Here is a 16,997-nt window from a genome sequence, read left to right as displayed (position 1 = left end):
TGCCTGCCCGTCCCGGGGACCGGTGCCCCCGGGACGGGACCGACGGGGTGCGGCCCGTCAGGCGACCCCCGTGACCGTGCCCGCGCCGACGGTGCGGCCGCCCTCGCGGATCGCGAAGCCGAGGCCCGTCTCCAGCGGTACGTCACGGCCGAGTTCGACCGTCATCGTGACCGTGTCGCCGGGGCGGGCGACGGCGGCCTCGCCGAGGTCGACGTCGCCGACCACGTCCGCGGTGCGGATGTAGAACTGCGGCCGGTACCCGGTGGCGACGGGCGTCGTCCGGCCGCCCTCCCGCGCCGAGAGGACGTACACCTGCGCGGTGAAGCGGCGCCGTGGAGTCACGCTGCCGGGCGCCGCGACGACATGGCCGCGTCGTACGGCGTCGCGTGGCAGACCGCGCAGCAGCAGCGCCACGTTGTCGCCCGCCTGCGCCTCCTCCATCGGTTTGCCGAAGGTCTCCAGGCCGGTGACGACCGTCTCCGTGTCCGCGCCGAGGACCTCCACGCGGTCCCCGAGGCGGATGGTGCCGCGCTCCACGGCGCCGGTGACGACGGTGCCGCGCCCGGTGATGGTGAGCACGTTCTCGACGGACAGCAGGAACGGCGCGTCGAGATAGCGCTCGGGCATCGGGACGTACGTGTCCACGGCGTCGAGCAGCGCCTCGATCGAGGACGCCCACCGCGGGTCGCCCTCCAGCGCCTTGAGCCCCGATACCCGTACGACGGGCACGGAGTCCCCTCCGTATCCGTGCTCGGTGAGCAGGTCGCGGACCTCCAGCTCGACGAGGTCCGTCAGTTCCTCGTCACCCGCGTCGGCTTTGTTGAGGGCGACGACGATGTGGTCCACACCGACCTGCCGGGCCAGCAGCACGTGCTCGGCGGTCTGCGGCATGATCCCGTCGAGCGCCGATACGACGAGGATCGCCCCGTCCAGCTGCGCCGCGCCGGTGACCATGTTCTTGATGTAGTCCGCGTGGCCCGGCATGTCCACGTGCGCGTAGTGCCGGGTGTCCGTCTCGTACTCGACGTGCGCGATGTTGATGGTGATGCCGCGCTGCGCCTCCTCCGGCGCGCGGTCGATGCGGTCGAAGGACACGTACTGGGTGCCGCCGCCGGTGCCGCGCTCGCTGAGGACCTTGGTGATGGCGGCGGTCAGCGTGGTCTTGCCGTGGTCGACGTGGCCCATGGTGCCGATGTTCAGGTGCGGCTTCGTACGGACGTAGGCGGTCTTGGACATGGTGGTTCCTTCTCCGGAACTCGAAGCTGTTGTCCCGGACCGGCGGTGCGCTCGGTCGGGACGGGGACCCCGGGGGCCGGACCGACCCTCCCCCTGCGGGGTCCGCCGGAATGTCCGGGGAGGGTCAGCTTCGGGCGCCGTCGAAGGCGGCGGGTGTGGGGGCGGCGGCCTTCGCAGCGCCCGCGACTGCGGGCGTGGCTGCGAGGAAGGCGTACCGGAACATGTGGCTGATCCTCACCGAAGGAGGCGCCCACGTCGAATGGTTTTCCCGTGAACGGCATGCCCTGGGGTGCGAGTTGCCCCAGTGGCGCTCTGGTGCGTTCAGAGGTTCTTCAGGGCCTCCCGCACGGACAGGGGCGCGAGACTCCCCCGTTCCCGCTCCACGAAGGCGCGGACGGCCTCCGGGTCGGTCTTGGCGTACTCCCGCAGGCACCAGCCGATCGCCTTGCGGATGAAGAAGTCGGTGTGCCCGGACTGACACGCGCAGTACGCGAAGAGGCGCTCCGCGTCGGTGGCCGACTTGTACCGGAGCTGGTGGAGGAGCGCCGTGCGGGCCACCCAGAGGTTCTCGTCCCCGATCCACTCGTCCATGGTGGTCCGCAGCCCGGGGTCGGCCGCGACCAGACCGCCGACGACGTGCGCGGCGAGCAGGTCGACCGTGTCCCACCAGGAGTGCGTCGTGACGAGGTGCCGGGCGACGGGCAGGAAGCCGGACGAGCAGCGCTTCACGTGGCGCCGCAGGTAGTCGACGGCGAAGTAGGCGTACTCGCGTTCGGGAAGTTCCCAGCAGCGCAGCGCGATCGCCGCGCAGTCGTTCTCATCGGGGCGCGGAGTGCCGGCGAGGACGGCGCGGGACAGGTCGCGGCGCACCGGTGAGGTGAGTCCGAGGAAGGGGGCGACGTCCTTCATGTACGCCCTCATCTGCGCGGCCCGCTCCGGATCGGCCGCCGCCCGGTAGGCCGGGACGAGCCGTTCGAGGACCGTGTCGGCCAACTCACTGCTCGGAACAGTTCTCGGAACAGTTCTCGGAACAGTTCTCGGAACAGTTCTCGGAACAGTTCTCGGAACAGTTCTCGGAACAGTTCTCGGGACTGTGACGCTCATGAGACGCACCATACGGCGATCAGACACATGTGCCGGTTAGTCTTCCGAGATGTCCCAGACCGTCACCGCCCGCCCGCAGGGCCTCGCCGTGCGCTGCGCCAGAGTGCTGCTCTCGCCGTGGTCGCGGCTGTCCCTGCTGGTGGCGCTGCTGGCCGCGGCGGCCACGTGCGTGCTCGTCTTCGAGCCGCAGCGGCTCCTCTCCGACGGGTGGCCGGCGCAGTTGGGCGGCGCCACGGCGGTGGCCCTGTTCGCGGTGGCGTACGGGGCGTGCACCGCCGCTTTCGTGCCGCGGCCGCTGCTCAATCTGGCGGCGGGCGCGCTCTTCGGCTCACAGGCGGGGCTCGGCGCGGCGATCGCCGGCACGGTCCTCGGTGCCGGGATCGCCTTCGGTCTCGGCCGGATGCTGGGTCAGGACGCGCTGCGGCCGCTGCTGCGGGGCCGCTGGCTGAAGGCGGCCGACGGCCAGCTCAGCCGGCACGGGTTCCGGTCGATGCTGGCCGTGCGGCTCTTCCCCGGTGTGCCGTTCGCCGCGGCCAACTACTGCGCCGCGGTGTCCCGCATGGGCTGGCTGCCGTTCCTGATCGCCACGGGCCTGGGATCGATCCCCAACACGGCCGCGTACGTCATCGCGGGCGCCCGCGCGTCCACGCCGACGTCGCCCGTCTTCCTGATCGCGATGGGGTTCATCGCGGTGACGGGTCTGGGCGGGGCGGCGGTGGCGTGGTTCAAGCGCCACCACTTCCGCGACCGCTGAGTCGCCGCATCTCTCCGACGGCCGAGAGCACCCCTTACAACGCCTCCAGGACCGTCGCGTTGGCGAGTCCGCCCGCCTCGCACATCGTCTGCAGGGCGTACCGGGCGCCGCGTACGCGCATCGCGTGGACGAGCGTGGTCATCAGCCGGGTGCCGCTGGCGCCGAGCGGGTGGCCGAGGGCGATGGCGCCGCCGTGCACGTTGACCTTCGCCGGGTCGGCGCCGGTCTCCTGCAGCCAGGCGAGGACGACGCTCGCGAAGGCCTCGTTGACTTCGAACAGGTCGATGTCGTCCAGGGTCAGTGATGCCCTGCGGAGCACCTTCTCGGTGGCGGGCAGGACGCCGGTGAGCATGAGGAGCGGGTCGGAGCCGGTGACGGCGAAGCTGTGCAGCCTGGCGAGCGGCCGCAGGCCGAGCCGGGCGGCGTTCTCGCTGGTGGTGATGAGGACGGCGGACGCTCCGTCGTTGACGGGGCTGGCGTTGCCCGCCGTGACGGACCAGTCGATCTGGGGGAAGCGCTCGCCGAAGTGCGGGTCGTAGTAGGCGGGCCTGAGGCCGGCGAGGATCTCGGGGGTGGTGGTGGGGCGCACGGACTCGTCGCGGGTGAGGCCCGCGATCGGCGCGGTCTCGGCGTCGAACAGACCGCCGTCCCAGGCGCGTGCGGCCCGCTGGTGCGAGGCCGTCGCGAACTCGTCCATCCGCTCGCGCCCGATGGACCACTTGGCGGCGATGAGTTCGGCGCTGATGCCCTGCGGGACCAGGCCCTCCGGGTAGCGCTCGGCGACGCCGGGCCCGAACGGGTCGGTCCCCTCGGGCACGTTCGACCACATCGGTACGCGGCTCATCGACTCCGCACCGCAGGCGACGGCCATGTCGTACGCGCCCGATATGACGCCCTGCGCCGCGAAGTGCACGGCCTGCTGGGAGGAGCCGCACTGCCGGTCGACGGTGGTCGCGGGGACGGACTCGGGGAAGCCGGCCGACAGGACGGCGTAGCGGGTGGTGTTCATGGCCTGCTCGGCGACCTGGTCGACGGTGCCGCCGATCACGTCGTCGACCAGGGCCGGGTCGATGCCGGTGCGTTCGACGAGGGTGCGCAGGGTGTGGGCGAGGAGTTCGACGGGGTGGACGGCGGCGAGGGCGCCCTGCGGCTTGCCCTTGCCGACAGGGGTGCGTACGGCTTCGACGATGACGGCGTCACGCATGGTCCGGCCTCTTTCGACTACCGGTGCACCTCGGGTGCACCACTGATGCTCTACCAGCGAGCAGGAGAAGTAAGTAGGAAATCCAAACTCACCATAGCCATGCGAGTTGGAAAAACAAACCCTCCCCCGCTGCCGCCCTAGACTGCCCGCATGAAGGATCCGCGCCCCTGCTCCATCGCCGACGCCCTCGCTCTCGTCGGCGAGAAGTACTCCCTGCTCGTCCTGCGCGAGGTGTGCCTCGGAAACGAGCGCTTCGACCAGCTGGTGCGCAACATCGGCGCGCCCCGCGACGTCCTCGCGACACGCCTGCGCCGTCTGGTGGAGGCGGGCGTCCTGGAGAAGGTGTCCTACAGCGAACGCCCGCAGCGCTTCCTCTACCGGCCCACCCGTGCGGGTCTCGAACTGGAGCCGGTCCTGATGACCCTGATGGCGTGGGGCGACCGCCACCTGCGCGGGGACGCCGATCGGCCGATGGTCCTCGAACACTCCTGCGGCCACGAACTCGTCCCGGTGGTGACCTGCTCGGCCTGCGGCGACACGGTCCGCCACGACGACCTCACCGCCCATCCACAGGCCCCGGGCTGGACGACGGCGGGCCCGGCGGCACAGTCCCCGGTCGGCCCTCCCACTGTCCCGTAACCCAGGACCGCTACGCTGCCCCACGAGGGGGACGTGATCACCCCCGCATTCCGGCTTCCCCCCTCTACACACTTCAGCTACGCCCTACGCACTTCAGCTACGCCCCTCTATGACCGCTACGACCGCACCCGCGGCCTGATGATCAGCACTTGGACGGCGCAGTTCTCATGTCTTGGCTTGAATCCTTCATCCTCGGACTCGTCCAGGGGCTGACCGAGTTCCTCCCGATCTCCTCCAGCGCGCATCTGCGGCTGACCGCGGCGTTCGCCGGCTGGCACGATCCCGGGGCCGCGTTCACGGCGATCACGCAGATCGGCACCGAGACCGCCGTGCTGATCTACTTCCGCAAGGACATCGCACGCATCCTGTCGGCATGGTTCGGCTCACTCGTCGGCAAGGTGCCGCGCTCGGACCACGACGCGCAGATGGGCTGGCTGGTCATCGTCGGCTCGATCCCGATCGGCGTCCTCGGCGTGACCTTCAAGGACCAGATCGAGGGCCCTTTCCGCGATCTGCGCCTGATCGCCACCACGCTGATCGTGATGGGCATCGTCCTCGGCATCGCCGACCGCCTCGCGGCCCGCGACGAGACGGGCGGCAAGCACCGTGCCGTACGGGAGCGCAAAGGCCTCAAGGAACTCGGCGTCAAGGACGGCCTGATCTTCGGCGTCTGCCAGGCGATGGCGCTGATCCCCGGCGTCTCACGCTCGGGCGCCACCATCAGCGGCGGCCTCCTCATGGGCTACACCCGCGAGGCGGCGGCCCGCTACTCCTTCCTCCTCGCCATCCCCGCGGTCCTCGCGTCCGGTGTCTTCGAACTGAAGGACGCGGGTGAGGGCCACGTCTCCTGGGGCCCGACGATCTTCGCCACGATCATCGCCTTCGTGGTCGGCTACGCGGTCATCGCCTGGTTCATGAAGTTCATCACCACGAAGAGCTTCATGCCGTTCGTCTACTACCGGATCCTGCTCGGCATCGTCCTGGTGGTGCTGGTCAGCATGGGCGCGCTGAGCCCGCATGCGGGGGAATCGGCGGGGTGAGGGGCCGGCTGCTCCCAGGAGGAACAGACACGGCCCCCGCGGAGGTCATCCTCCGCGGGGGCCATACGTCCGTTCTGAGCTGAAGGAGTACCCCAGCGGTCGTGTCACGACGACCGTTGTCGCGTGGGAGAGAGCCGTCCGCCCCCCTACTGGGGTGCCGACAGACGGACGGCGTTTGCAGGGCTGGGTGCCGTTTCACCCCCAGCCGGGATCGCCTGCTCGTCCACGAGGCGAAGCCCGATGGTGTGCTCACCCGACGTCGTGAGCTGTCCGGTACGTGGATTCGAGAGCGGCGACAGCTCGCTGGACGGATTGCGGTACGCCGCGGTCGTCAGTTCAGCGATCAGTACAGGCAGCTGTTGCGCGGCCTTGTTGAGGTGTGTCGCCCGAACCAGTTCGCACAGACTGTCCGCCGCGGCCACCAGCTGGGGGGTCTCGCGCGTCGCGATGTCGGGATCGGCGCCGAGGTCATACAGGTCGAGTGATTCGCGGATGGGGCGGATCAGCTCGGCGAGGCGACCCTGCTGAAGCTCGGTCATACGGCTGTCCTGTCAGGGCGGTGACGTCGACACGCAAGGCCCGAGCACACGCAGCAGTGAAGGCCGGGCTCGCCGCCTTGTAACCGCTTAGACCTGGTGGAGCAGGCTGTACGAGTAGCCGAACTCCAGTGCTAGGCCGCTCTGGATGTATCCAGCCAACTTCCGGTACTTCGCGATCCGGGCCCGGGATGGTCGTCTCTGGGCATACTGGAACTCCGTTCCTGGGCTGACGGCTGGACGTCTGCCTCGGCTTGACCTCGACCCCGACGTCTGGCCGAAGGCCGACGTGATCCTCTTCGCGCCGGCCACGTTCAACAGTCTCAACTCTTGGGCTCTCGGACTCACTCAGAACTTCGTGGTCGGCGTCGTCGCCGAGGGCATCGGCAAGGGCATCCCCACCGTGACGATGCCGTGCGTGAACGCCGCCTACGCCGCCCACCGCCAGCTGGACCGCAGCATCACAGAGCTGCGCGAGCAGGGCGTCACGGTCCTGTACGGCGAGGGCGGGTTCACGCCCAACCCGCCGGGATCTGGGACGCCGAAGGCGTATCCGTGGGACGCCGCCCTCGCCTCCGCGAAGCAGTTGGTCGACCGGACATGACGAATGAGCCCTTCCCGCCCGAGGGCGGGAAGGGGGAATCTCCTTCATTCGCTCCGCAGGCAGGCAGGGAGTTCGGCATGGTGGAACTCTGCACCGCCAAGAGAAGGGGCCTCCATGTGGACGACGGAGCAGTTCGGCACCGCCCACGAGGGCTACGTAGGCGCCGTCCTCGACGACGGCACTGAGCCTGACCCCGCATACCTGGATCCCGGCAGCGGGGCCAATTTCCACAAGACGCGGGAGTGGTGGGCCTACAACGGCAGCCTCAACCGCCCGCAGGCCGCACGAGGGCGCGCCGCATGCTCCTGCGGCTGGCGAGGAGAGAACGAGTACGCCATCGACTGGCACGCCGTCGACATCTTCACCGAGACGTTCCCCGCACCCGAACCGCTCGACGACTGGCGCCGGCACATCGACGACGTCGAGGCCCGCACCGTCCCGCTGCCCACCGGGCTGGTCGCGCTCCTGGACCAGCTCGACTCCCAGCTCACCAACCTCGCAGAAGAAGCACCGCTCGCGGCACTCAAAGGCGTAGCCGCACTGGAGAGCATGGTCAAAAGGGTCGCCGCCAGCGCTGCCATGAACGCGGAGGCCGACGCGCACACAGGCGAGGAGCTCGCGCAGGCGCTCGGAGTGTCACCTTCGGACGCCGAGTCACGCCTCCTGCGGTACCTGCTCACGCGGTAGTCGTCCGCAGCCGACACGACGAAAGGGCCCCCTCCCGCCCAAAGCTTCCGTTCTAGTGGTCGTTGCAACACCCCAGCTCAGGGGGCGCATTGGACTTCGAGATCCGGCCCGCCAAGCAGCACTCCCGGGGCAAGCTGAGCCGGGAGCGGGAGGAATACTTCCGGCTCATGAAGCTGGGCTACGGCAACAAAGAGGCGAGCAAGCTCGTCGGCATCAACCCCCGGACCGGCCGTGAGTGGCGCCACGGCCGGCCTGCACGTAGCCGACCGCCTCTGCGAGAAGGCAACCATCCGCACCATCGCTGCCGAGCTGGGCCGTAGCCCGTCGACTATCAGCAGGGAGATCCGCCGCAACAGCACCGCACGATGCACGTGGTCCACGAGACGATCTACCAGGCCCTTTACGTCCAAGGCCGCGGTGAACTGCGCCGGGAGCTGGCCCATGCACTGCACACAGGACGGACCATGCGCAAGCCGCACCGGCAGTCCCACAGGCGCAAGCCCCGCTGCACCACACCCATGGTGATGATCAGCGACCGTCCAGCCGAAGCCGCCGATCGTACCGTCCCACGACACTGGAAGGGCGACTGCATCGTCGGCACCGGCCACCGCTCCGCCGTCGGCACCCTCGTCGAACGGACGACCCGCTTCACCATGCTGGTGCATCTGCCCGATGGGCACCGGGCAGAGCACTTCCACCTGGCGCTCGCCGAAACCCTCGGACACTTGCCGCCCCACCTGCGTCGATCTCTTAACCTGGGACCAGGGCAACGAGATGGTCGGCCACCACCTCTTCTCCACAGCCGCGAACATGCCGGTCTACTTCTGCAACCCTGGCAGTCCCTGGCAGTCCCTGGCAGCGAGGCTCGAACGAGAACACCAACGGGCTGCTGCGACAGTACTTCCCGAAGGGGCACCGACCTCTCCCGGCACAGCCGCACCGACCTGGAGACGGTCGCGGCAGAGCTGAACAGCCGAGCGCCTCGCAAAGCTCCTGGAGACAGCCAGTTGATCACTGTGACGCGAAGACCGCCGGAATGCGCCTCTCGGCGGTGGGAGGTGTCACGCGGGTAGCGTCATCCCCAACAAGCTGACGCGCTATAGCCCGAGTAGTTGGCGGTGTAGACGTAGAACCAACCGTTGCCGTTCGATGTCCCGCAAGCGGTATACCGGCCGCCCAGGAAGGGGCTACTTGAGCCACAGGCCCACGTCTGCCCCTTCAGGGCAGTGGTCACCACAGCGGCACTGGTACTGGTACTGGTGCGGATGACCACGTTTTCGAATGTTGTCGCCTTGCCGTCGTTACAGGCCGTGTCGGTCCTGGGCTGGGGCGAGCCATCCGCCGCACCCGCAACTCCCGGAAGGGCAAGGCCGACGACGGCGGCTACCGCCAGCGTGACAGTCAGCCTCGATCGCATGATCTTTCCCATTGAGTCCCCTTTGATCAGCATTTATGCTGTGAGCACCGACAAGTAGCGCCCGATTTCCGCACCCCGTCAAGCGCCGTGTATGAGGTGACCTGTTTTCAACGTGAGCTCGTGGTTGAGGAACTGGGGACTCGTCGGCCGGGTTCAGCCGCCAGGAGCTGGACGCTGCTGCTGCCAAACTCAACAACGGCGAAGGGGGCCTGTGTCACGGGTCCTGGCGGCGGGCCAGATCAAGGGTGTCCGGGTCTTGCGCCTCCACCAGCGTGCCGTCGCGGCGCAGGTGCGGGCGGGTCCGGTCGAGGTACTGCTTCCTCAACCAGTGGTTCGGGCCTTCGGGGTTGGTCGTGGCGTACCACTGCGCTCCGTGGACGGAGAGGCGGGTCTCCAGCATCTGGAAGAACGTCTCGGGGTACGTCGTCAGCTCATCGCAGTACGCGCCCGCGAGGGTCAGGCCCTTGATTTTGTCGACGGCCTTGTGCGCCCAGCACTTCACCTCCGCGTCGGGGGGGCGTAGTCACCGGCAAGTCCCCATGTCGTGGCGAGCGCCGGGAACGGTGGGTGAGGCCCACTGCAGCCGACCTGCCGCATAGGTGATGACCTGCCACGCCGAGCCGGGCTCGTCGGACATGGCGGCGCCGACCCGGCTGAGAGCTACCGCGGAGCTGCGGCACCGACCGGTGACCGGTCGGTGCGGATCCGGTCTACCGGTTCGCGGCTTCGCGAGAGGCGATCCGGTTCGTGCGACCGACCGCGCGGCCCACCGCGTTGCGCACCTCGAGGCCCGGCCGGGTGCGGGGCACCATGAGCCTGGAGAGCAGACCGACGCGTCGCTGCCGCGGACCTACCTCACGGCGGAGCCGCGACTCGTAGGCGGCGAAGGCGCGGGCGTGATCACCGGGATGGGCGGCGAGCTCTTCTGCGAGGGCGTACGCGCCCGCCATCGCCATGCTGGACCCGTCACCCAGCAGGGCCGTCGCCGCCGCCGCGTCCCCGAGCAGTACGACCCGTCCGCGGGACCACGAGGGCATCCGGAGGGTGGTCAGGGGGTCGAAGAACGGAGCCGGGTGGTCGAGGAAGGCTGCCACGAGTTCCGGTGCCCGCCACCGCACGTCGGCGTAGGCGTCGGCCACGGTCTGCTTGTGAAGGGCGATGTTCTTGCGGTCGTGGGGCGCCGGCTGTGCGGCCCGGAAGGTGAAGATCGCAAGCGGGGTGGTCCGCGAGGGGTGGAGGACCAGCATCCGGTTCGGCACGGTCAGCATCGTCATCTCGGTCGGGTCCTCGATGGCGTCGGGTTCCAGCGGGACGGTCGCGCCGTACAGGCCCAGGTCGCTCGCGAACTGCCGCTCGGGCCCGAATACCAGGCGCCGTACGGTGGAGTGCATCCCGTCGGCACCGACTACCAAGTCGAAGCGCCGTGGCGCGGACCGCCGGAAGGTGACGTCCACCCCGCCTTCATCCTGGTCGAGAGCGGTGACCGTGTCGTCGAACAAGAACTCGGCCTCGGCCTGCGCCGACCGGTGGAGCACCTCGGACAGGTCGGCTCGGGTCACCTCGACCGTCGGCGCCTTGTCCGAGGTGAGCGGAAGTTGCAGGATTCGCCTGCCGCCGGGGTCGAGCAGGGTCAGCGACCGATTGCGGGTGGCGAGCTCGCGGAGCTGCGGGAGGATGCGCATGCGCTCGGCGACCGGGATCGCGGGCCCCTTCACGACGATCGCGCTACCACCGGAGCGCAGCTGCCGGGCGTGTTCGACGACCGTCGGCCGGTATCCATTCCGGGAGAGCCAGTACGCGAGTGCGGGCCCTGCGATTCCGGCACCGACTATCAGCACCTCGGGCTTCTTCATGACGATGACCTCTCGGAGTGTCGATGACCAGGTCCCCGGCGAGTGCCGCGCCGGGTCTGCGGGAGCGGCGGCACGGGCGGTGCAACCGGGCTCAGGTACGATCAAATTCGTACCTCAGGGAAGCACGCCCTTCAGGTACGATGCAAGTCGTACTTGAAGGAGGTGCCGCATGGCCGGGAGGAACCTGGACGGCCCGGAGGCCGATGCACTCGATCTGGGTGCGGTGTTTCGTGCCCTCGCCGACGAGCACCGTCGTTCGGTGATGACGGAGTTGGCCACCGACCGCAGCGACAGCGAGCGGGGTTGCAACTCGTTCGATCTTCCGATCTCGAAGCAGACCCAGACCCACCACTTCCGGGTCCTGCGCAAGGCAGGTCTCATTGACGAGATCGACTACGGCAACCGCAAGGGCATCCGACTACGACGTGCGGACATCGAGAAGAGATTCCCCGGGCTCCTCGCGCTCCTGGGAGCAGGGCCCCCGGCCGATACCGCTCCTCGCTGAGCACAGCCGAGCACAGCTGAGCACACCGGAGGGGAGTCCGATTCGGCCCTGAGCCGCGAGCTCGACCGAATCCAGCTCGTACCCGGCTCGCAGGTAGCCGGGCACGAAGGGGATCGGTGTCGCTTCGACCACCGTCCCGCGCTCGTGATCGGCGCCGAGCACTTCCGTGCGCGCTCCTTCACGCCACCACCCACTGAGGTTTCCTCAACCTGCGTGCGGAGCGGGGCCACTGGGGTGAGGGCGGGGTCCGGGCGGAGAGAAGCTCCTGGTAGACGGGTGCGTGTCGAGTCCAAGCGATCCTGCCAGGAGCTTCCGCATGCTCGTCTACCCAGCCGGGGTCGATCTGTCCACCTCCGCTCTGCGCTTCCTCACCCGTGAGCTGACCGCACGTCGACTTGCGCAAGGGACACGATGGCGCCGGCTGGCCGCCGGACGGCAGGCGCTGCTCGTGCTGGCCCATCTACGATGCGGCCATACCTACGCCCAGCTCGACCCTCGCCGAGGCGGTGAGGACAGCCTCCGGCAAGGCGTTCGCGATCCTGGACGGTACGTTGCCGCCGATCGACCGGATCGCCGCCGACCGACCCTTCTACTCCGGGAAACATAAGAAGCACGGCATGAACGTGCAGGTGATCGCGGACCCGGCGGGACGGTTGCTGTGGGCGTCGCCCGCGCTGCCCGGATCTGTCCACGACATCAAGGTCCGCGCGAACTCACGGCATCATCGGTGCCCTGGCGGGGGCCGGGGTGGAATGCTGGGCCGACAAGGGGCTACCGGGGCGCCTCCGGCACCGTACGAGTTCCCTACCGGGGGCGCTGGGAGACTCTCTCCTCTGGTCAGAGGGCCGTCAACTGCTCACACGCGAAGATCCGTGCACTCGTCGAACAGGCCATGGCCACCCTTTGGATCTGCCCGCCTTGACCCGAGCCTTCGATGGCTTCACGAGAGGAACGACGAAGACCCACTCGACGGTGGGCCTCATTGTTTCCGGGCATGCCGGATCTGCGGCACAGCGTGGGCCATGATCGGCCGGAATGCAACTGCCGCGACGCCGAGCCCGCCGAACACCACCAGCGTCGCCACGTTGCGATCAGTTCGCCAGGAGACGGAGAGATGAAAGGGGGGCCCTATTGCCGTATCGGACTTTTCTAATTTATCTAGCCCGAAAAGCCGAGTAACGTCCGGTCATGACTTGACGAACTGGATCGATCTCATTCCGGTCCACACTTCACCCTGTGTCTGAAATTGAGACTCACTGTGATTTCCGGGCCAGCCTTTGCTGCTGATCACACACAGGAATCGAGCGCATCAAAACTTGCACTCACGGTTCAGGTCAAGAATGGCAAGAAGGTGGCGAAGGCTGTTTGGGCATACCTGAAGCACAAGAAGTACCCTGGTCACATCGATGAGGACATCGCCAACCTGATAGTCAAATCTACGGGCCTTCCCGCACTGGCGGAGGCATGCCTGTAGTCAGGTGGGAGGATAAGGCGGCAGTGAAACGTGACTCTGGCGAGCAGGTTGCTGACTCGGGTGACGACCTTGGGGCTATAGCGTCAGCCGCTGTCTATATGGGCATGTTCCTGCTTCCGGCGTACATCCCTGCGACCTTGATTGGTGAATTCTTCGGCAATCGCGGTATGCCCGCATCCCCATGGCTGCTGGCGCCCGTCACAACGCTGGCGCTTTCCATAATGATGCGGTTCGAACCGTATCTGCAGGGGAAATCTTGGTGGTCTCGGGTTGACGACGTGTGGGGGGCACTTCTGCTCGGCCTCAGTGTCGTGCTCCCCATCGTTGTCGCTGTAGTGTGGCCGTTGCCCTTTTGGCTTTGGCTGCCGCCGGCAGTCCCCACCATTTTGTCCTTTGCGCCGATCGCATTTGCTGTGTGGTGCGTTAGGCGGTGGCATCGCCATCTCTGGAAGAATCAGCGGCCGAAGTTGGGTCCATATCGACCTGTTCCACGGATCAGCAGTCAGGGCGCTGAGGATCCCCAAGAGCCGTCCCCATGACTGCCATAGCGGAGTTCGTAAAAGCTGGCTGACTAGGTCCAGGGCCCTGCCGGGACGGGGGCCGGGACGGGGGTGCGGCAGGGCCCTGGGCTCAGCGTCTTGTACTTCGGCTTACCAGGAATTGGCTTTGTCCCGTCCTTGACCCATTCGCCTTGTGAGCTGCGGCATTCGGTGGCGTGCCGTCGGAGGCGGGAATGGCGAAGTCCCCGCCCCCGACGGCGGGGACCGGTAGCGCGGTCAGTCCTCCCAGGACATTTCTGGTACCGGCGGTAGTCCGGCCGCGATCCGGCGGTCCATCTCGGCGCGGACGGTGTCGGCGGTCTCCTCGGACATGCCGGTCATGGTGGGGCGCAGCATTGGATCGTCTGCGGGATCGTCGTACTCGGCGCATTGATGTCGTCGCTCGTCATGCAGTCGAATCGGTTCATGGGTCTCCCTCGTCAGTGGTAGGAGTGCAAGCGCGCGGACGCGGTGCGTGCGGCGCGGAGCCCCTCATCTCGCGACAGCTCCCGCGCGAGGGTGCGTTCGTCGGCGCCGAGGTGAGGGGCGTGATCGTGGGCGATGGCGTCGGCGAGGACTCGTACAGCAGCTAGTCCGTGTTGTCGTCGGGCGGCATCTGCCACGCGGTGCTGTCGTGGATGGCGAGGCGGGCGGCGACGTCAGCGTCCAGGCGGGGGGCGGCCTCCATCGCGCGGACGGGAGCCATCCGTCACCTCTGCTGGCGGGGTGGACGTGCTCGATGCCGTCATCGCCGACAGGTCTGTGGCCACCGTGCACGGCGTCGCGGTGTGCCTGCTAATCGGCCTCCACGTCGGCTTGTGGTCGCGTCTCGCGGGCGCCTCCGTGCGGTACTGACGGCAGGTGTACAGGTACGGCACAAGGGCTCCGAGGGGCTGCTACGACGGTCCGCTACAGCCGTAGCGGGGTTGGCTACATGGCTGGCCAGGGCGCAGCTACAGCGGTCGCTACGGGTCATGGGCCGGGGCGGGCTCCTCGTCTGGGGAGGGGCTGAGAGCGGCCGCCCGGTCGTCCCGGTGCACACCTGATTCACGCGGCCGTGGACGTCTCGGACGGAGGGCCGCAGGGGCACTCGCAGGGCCGCGAGTTTGGCCTCCACTACAGCCTTCGAGGGGCGGCTCCTGCCCCCCACCTCCGCAGCCCCCTTCTCGAGGTGCTTCCCGAGGGTCTTCAGGTGGGTTCCGGGGGGGCGTCCGCGATGAGGTGCCACAAGAGTGCGACGAGGGGGTTCGCCAGGGGCTCCTCCGCGGGCTCCGCCTCTTCCTCGGCGGCGACCTGTTGGCGGGCCTCGATGCGGGCGGTGAGCCGGTCGACGGTGGCGCCCGGCAGGAACGAACCGACGCCCGTGAGGAGGGCGGCCGCGACACCGACCGTGGCCCATCCGCCGTAGAACACGGCGGCCCACAGGGCGAGTCCGTGAACCCAGTACGTCACGGTGACGCTGGTTCGGCCGGTGCACCAAGCGAACCACCCGCGCACCGCGGTGGTCAGGGCCTGCGGCAGGCTGGGCACCTCGTCGGTGTCCTCGGCGGGGGCGGCCTGCTCGTCGACGGTGGTGTCGTCGACCTTCGCGGGCTCGGGGTCGGGTGTCTTCTTGCGCAGGCTGAAGGCTGATGTACATCACTGGAGTCCGATCCGCGCGTTCTCGATGGCGTCGGAAGGTACGTCCAGTTCCCGCCGGCGCCCTGCGCAAGGTAGAAGAACAGCAGCGCGACGAAGCCCAGTTGCTTGGTCGTGAGCTTCTTGTAGAGGACGAAGATCGCCACTGTGAGCGTGAGCGCGGGGATCGTGAGGCCCTTGATCAACCCTCGCATGAAATCGATGACGGTTCCGGCGGCGTCGGGCACGATGGTGAAGGGGCCGCCTGCGGCCTTGTAGGCGCTGGCCGCGAGCATGGCCACGGGGAGCGTGGTCCACCAGCCGAGCGGCTTGAGCTTCCCGTCGCCCGGGATACCGGAGATGAGCAGCGCGGTCAGCGCCGTGGCGATGCCAGCAGGGCCGAGGTCTTCAAACACGGGGTGCCCTTCAGGCGGTGGGGGCGTACAGGAGTACGCCGAGGACGGCGGAGGCGGCGGGGACGGAGGCGAGCCAGGCGACGGGTGCCGACTTCCCGCGGCCGACCTGGTGGAGGGCCAGGCAGGCGATGCCGACGCAGAACCAGAAGATCGACTGCACGTCGGCGGGCCCGTGCAGGTCGACCCACGCGCAGATGTCCTGGGTTAAGGCGACGAGGTGCAGTGACCACCCGAGTCCGGCTGCTGAGGCGTTGGCGATCAGGCGGCGACGCGGTGGGGCACGGCGTCCCAGGCCCCGACGAGGGACCTACGCGGGTCGGTGACGGCGGGGTGGTCGACAGCCGGCCCCGCCCTCTTGCCCCTACGTGGACCGGACTTGGGCCAGATCGTCTGGCGGCCGGGACACCAGTGCTGCGGGGCGTCCCCTCGGACGGTTCGGCCCCGGGGCGCGGAGTGGCCTGTGCTGGCGCGGGCTCGAAGGTGTTGCTGTCGAGAATGTCGTCGAGCCGGTCACGCGGGGACGCAGTCGGCTTCGGCGGTACGGGCGGCGCCGTGGCGTCCGGGCCGACGCCGCAGGCGCGGAGGATGCCGCGCACGCGCAGCTCGTCGGCGCCGGGCCACAGACCGAAGATGTAGCCGTGCGCGCACACCGCGCCCCCGGACACGAGCAGGGCCACGTGTCCGGCGCGTCGGGCGAGGGCGGCATGTTCGGAGTCGTAGCGGAGGAGCCACTCGACTGCCATGCACATGATCCATGTGGCGGACGGGCCCACTCAATCGGTAGTGCCGTACCGTCGACGTATGACTGTGAATCTCGTAGTGCTCGGCAAGGACGGCCAGGCCTCGGAGGAGCAAGGAGAGGAGATACGCTTCACCGACAGCGAGAAGGGTCAGTACTCGTACTCGATCGAGGGCGGGGCACTGCTCGTTTGGAAAGCTGACCGCAGCAACGCCGCGCTCGTTGAGGTCGCTTACGCGCCCCATTCCTGGATCAAGGTGAGCGGCGCCCGGAAGACGGGCTGATCGGCAAGCTCCACTTGTCTGCCCGCGCTGCGACTTGCGCCTGAGGTCGTCGTGCGCGGCCACGTGCGCGTGAGCACGCTTCCAGCGGCGGACGTGCCGCTCCCTCTCCCACTGCCGCTGTGTGTCATCGGTGCGGCTGCGCGGCGGTCGATCGGAGCGCCCCTCCGCCCTCATCCCGTAGCTCGACCGGTGCAGGCGGAGTCGGCCGAATGGTCCGTGCGATTACGCCCTTCGTTGCTCATCGGGTGATCCGGCGTGTCCATGAGCGAGGTTCAGCGTTGATCTTGCCGGGTGCCCTCACGGAGTGCTGCTCCGGCCGCGCGACACGGCCAGGCGCCCGCAAGCTGAA

The 16,997-nt window shown here is 68.5% G+C and carries 17 protein-coding genes and 2 pseudogenes; 10 read left to right on the top strand and 9 right to left on the bottom strand.

Annotated elements, in window-relative coordinates; translation table 11 throughout:
- Window positions 1-57: 57 nt before the first annotated feature.
- On the bottom strand, window positions 58-1,236 hold the full coding sequence (gene tuf / locus AB0N81_RS30125) for an elongation factor Tu (RefSeq protein WP_365363806.1): 1,179 nt from the start codon (window positions 1,234-1,236) through the stop codon (window positions 58-60).
- A 321-nt stretch (window positions 1,237-1,557) separates the two neighbouring features.
- Window positions 1,558-2,229 (bottom strand): DNA alkylation repair protein, encoded by a 672-nt coding sequence (locus AB0N81_RS30120; RefSeq protein ID WP_365363805.1) that lies wholly within the window; start codon window positions 2,227-2,229, stop codon window positions 1,558-1,560.
- Between the two features lie 160 nt (window positions 2,230-2,389).
- Between AB0N81_RS30120 and AB0N81_RS30115 the strand changes: the two genes are divergently transcribed.
- Window positions 2,390-3,094 (top strand): TVP38/TMEM64 family protein, encoded by a 705-nt coding sequence (locus AB0N81_RS30115; protein WP_365363803.1) that lies wholly within the window; start codon window positions 2,390-2,392, stop codon window positions 3,092-3,094.
- Window positions 3,095-3,128: 34 nt separating this feature from the next.
- Here the strand turns inward: AB0N81_RS30115 and AB0N81_RS30110 are convergent, their stop codons facing one another.
- On the bottom strand, window positions 3,129-4,298 hold the full coding sequence (locus AB0N81_RS30110; RefSeq protein ID WP_365363801.1) for a thiolase family protein: 1,170 nt from the start codon (window positions 4,296-4,298) through the stop codon (window positions 3,129-3,131).
- A 150-nt stretch (window positions 4,299-4,448) separates the two neighbouring features.
- Between AB0N81_RS30110 and AB0N81_RS30105 the strand changes: the two genes are divergently transcribed.
- The gene (locus tag AB0N81_RS30105) at window positions 4,449-4,937 is read left to right on the top strand and encodes a helix-turn-helix domain-containing protein (RefSeq protein ID WP_365363799.1); all 489 of its coding nucleotides are present in this window, start codon (window positions 4,449-4,451) and stop codon (window positions 4,935-4,937) included.
- A 167-nt stretch (window positions 4,938-5,104) separates the two neighbouring features.
- Entirely contained in the window at window positions 5,105-5,977 is an 873-nt protein-coding gene (locus AB0N81_RS30100; protein ID WP_365363797.1) for an undecaprenyl-diphosphate phosphatase, read from the top strand.
- A 146-nt stretch (window positions 5,978-6,123) separates the two neighbouring features.
- Here AB0N81_RS30100 and AB0N81_RS30095 read toward each other — a convergent pair whose 3' ends face one another.
- Window positions 6,124-6,516: a hypothetical protein gene (locus AB0N81_RS30095; protein WP_365363795.1), complete on the bottom strand. Its 393-nt coding sequence runs from the start codon at window positions 6,514-6,516 to the stop codon at window positions 6,124-6,126.
- 145 nt (window positions 6,517-6,661) lie between these two features.
- Between AB0N81_RS30095 and AB0N81_RS30090 the strand changes: the two genes are divergently transcribed.
- The 3 genes and pseudogenes from AB0N81_RS30090 to AB0N81_RS30080 all read left to right on the top strand — a co-directional run bounded on the left by AB0N81_RS30090 (window position 6,662) and on the right by AB0N81_RS30080 (window position 8,877).
- Window positions 6,662-7,117, top strand: coding sequence for a hypothetical protein (locus tag AB0N81_RS30090; protein ID WP_365363793.1), 456 nt, complete (start codon window positions 6,662-6,664; stop codon window positions 7,115-7,117).
- 114 nt (window positions 7,118-7,231) lie between these two features.
- The gene (locus AB0N81_RS30085; protein WP_365363791.1) at window positions 7,232-7,804 is read left to right on the top strand and encodes a hypothetical protein; all 573 of its coding nucleotides are present in this window, start codon (window positions 7,232-7,234) and stop codon (window positions 7,802-7,804) included.
- Between the two features lie 89 nt (window positions 7,805-7,893).
- Window positions 7,894-8,877, top strand: a pseudogene (locus AB0N81_RS30080) (IS30 family transposase).
- A gap of 558 nt (window positions 8,878-9,435) precedes the next feature.
- Here AB0N81_RS30080 and AB0N81_RS30075 read toward each other — a convergent pair.
- Entirely contained in the window at window positions 9,436-9,723 is a 288-nt protein-coding gene (locus AB0N81_RS30075) for a hypothetical protein (RefSeq protein WP_365363789.1), read from the bottom strand.
- 208 nt (window positions 9,724-9,931) lie between these two features.
- Complete coding sequence (locus tag AB0N81_RS30070) at window positions 9,932-11,074, bottom strand: FAD-dependent monooxygenase (RefSeq protein ID WP_365363787.1); 1,143 nt, start codon at window positions 11,072-11,074, stop codon at window positions 9,932-9,934.
- 169 nt (window positions 11,075-11,243) lie between these two features.
- Between AB0N81_RS30070 and AB0N81_RS30065 the strand changes: the two genes are divergently transcribed.
- From AB0N81_RS30065 to AB0N81_RS30055, 3 genes and pseudogenes are all read left to right on the top strand, one after another.
- On the top strand, window positions 11,244-11,579 hold the full coding sequence (locus AB0N81_RS30065; protein ID WP_365363785.1) for a winged helix-turn-helix domain-containing protein: 336 nt from the start codon (window positions 11,244-11,246) through the stop codon (window positions 11,577-11,579).
- Window positions 11,580-11,895: 316 nt separating this feature from the next.
- Window positions 11,896-12,483, top strand: a pseudogene (locus tag AB0N81_RS30060) (transposase family protein); the annotation flags it as partial.
- 1,835 nt (window positions 12,484-14,318) lie between these two features.
- A complete protein-coding gene (locus AB0N81_RS30055; protein ID WP_365363784.1) occupies window positions 14,319-14,447 on the top strand; it encodes a hypothetical protein in 129 nt (42 codons plus the stop codon).
- Window positions 14,448-14,780: 333 nt separating this feature from the next.
- Here AB0N81_RS30055 and AB0N81_RS30050 read toward each other — a convergent pair whose 3' ends face one another.
- From AB0N81_RS30050 to AB0N81_RS30040, 3 genes are read right to left on the bottom strand one after another with little or no spacing between them, the layout of a single operon-like run.
- A complete protein-coding gene (locus AB0N81_RS30050) occupies window positions 14,781-15,044 on the bottom strand; it encodes a hypothetical protein (protein WP_365363782.1) in 264 nt (87 codons plus the stop codon).
- Between the two features lie 53 nt (window positions 15,045-15,097).
- Window positions 15,098-15,625: a hypothetical protein gene (locus AB0N81_RS30045; protein WP_365363779.1), complete on the bottom strand. Its 528-nt coding sequence runs from the start codon at window positions 15,623-15,625 to the stop codon at window positions 15,098-15,100.
- Window positions 15,626-15,635: 10 nt separating this feature from the next.
- Window positions 15,636-15,785 carry a hypothetical protein gene (locus tag AB0N81_RS30040; protein ID WP_365363778.1) on the bottom strand — a complete coding sequence of 50 codons (150 nt, stop codon included), beginning with the start codon at window positions 15,783-15,785 and terminating at the stop codon, window positions 15,636-15,638.
- Between the two features lie 641 nt (window positions 15,786-16,426).
- On the opposite strand from AB0N81_RS30040, the gene AB0N81_RS30035 reads away from it, so the two are divergent.
- Complete coding sequence (locus tag AB0N81_RS30035; RefSeq protein ID WP_365363775.1) at window positions 16,427-16,648, top strand: hypothetical protein; 222 nt, start codon at window positions 16,427-16,429, stop codon at window positions 16,646-16,648.
- Window positions 16,649-16,997: the final 349 nt, after the last annotated feature.

Origin of the sequence: Streptomyces sp. NPDC093510 (assembly GCF_040683555.1) — a bacterium.
In the GTDB taxonomy this organism is placed as follows: Bacteria; Actinomycetota; Actinomycetes; order Streptomycetales; family Streptomycetaceae; genus Streptomyces.
This window is presented reverse-complemented; position numbering and strand designations above follow the sequence as displayed.